General features: G+C 47.1%; 1 protein-coding gene. It reads left to right on the forward strand.

The window, feature by feature from the left end:
- Positions 1–65 precede the first annotated feature (65 nt).
- A partial coding sequence (gene istA / locus BUA16_RS18165) for an IS21 family transposase (protein ID WP_178338928.1) occupies positions 66–1,204 on the forward strand: 1,139 nt, incomplete at its 3' end.

The raw sequence follows: 1,204 nt of genomic DNA on the forward strand, positions 1-1,204 counted from the left end.
CTGGTTTTGGTTTATTTGATGGATACCATCAAATAAGATAACTAATGGCCGGAAAAACAAAACCAATGAGTCAAGTAAAACAAATACTTCGCCTGCACTGCCAAGGGAAAGGCTTTAAAACCATTGCCAGGATCCTTTCGGTGAGCAAGAACACGGTGAAGGACTATATTCAAAAAGCTAAAGCGACCGATCTCTTAATGGAAACTTTGTTGGCCATGGAGGATCCAGTACTGGAGGGAAAATTGAATCCTGGGAACCCTGCCTATAAGGACGAACGCTACGATCTACTCAAACCCCAATTGGATTATTTCCGTAAGGAACTTAAGAAAACAGGTGTCAATCGACAGGTGCTATGGGATGAATATAGAGCAGGGAACCCAGATCCTTATAGCTACGCCCAGTTCTGTTACCATATCCGCCAATACATGCGCAGTGGCAAACCGTCCATGGTATTGGACCATAGACCGGGCGATAAACTGTACGTGGATTTTGCCGGTAAACTTTTATATTATGTCGATAGGCGGACGGGAGAGGAAATCAAGGTCCAGGTCTTTGTGGCCTGCCTACCGTATTCCGACTATTGCTTTGCTATGGCGGTTCCCAGCCAAAAGACGGAAGATTTTATCCATGCCCTAGGTTGTTGTTTAAAGGAGATTGGTGGTGTGCCACAGACCCTGGTGCCGGACAATCTCAAGGCTGCCGTTATCAAATCGAACCCCTATGAGCCGAATATCAATCGCGCTTTGGAGGATTTTGCCAATCACTATGGGACGTCGGTGACCCCGACGCGTCCTAGGAGACCTCAGGACAAATCGCTGGTGGAAAACCAAGTGAAGCTTATCTATAGCCGGGTTTATGCCAAGCTCCGCAAGCTTACTTTCTTTGACCTCCCATCGTTGAACCGGGCCATTGCCCAGAAGGTTAAAGAGCATAACCAGACCCGGATGCAGCAAAAAGAGTACTGTAGGGAAGAGAAATTCATGGCCGATGAAAAGCACACCCTTCAGCCTTTACCGGTACAGGCCTTTGAGATCAAGTACTACAGGGAGCACAAGGTGGCCAAGAACAATCATATTTGCCTGGGTATGGACAAGCATTATTACAGCGTGCCCTTCTCTTATATCGGAATGAAGGTCAAGGTGATCTACACCCGATCCTTGGTAAAGATCTACCACAAGGCCAAACTAATTGCCACCCATCCCAG

The organism is Arenibacter nanhaiticus (assembly GCF_900141935.1).
Lineage (GTDB): Bacteria > Bacteroidota > Bacteroidia > Flavobacteriales > Flavobacteriaceae > Arenibacter > Arenibacter nanhaiticus.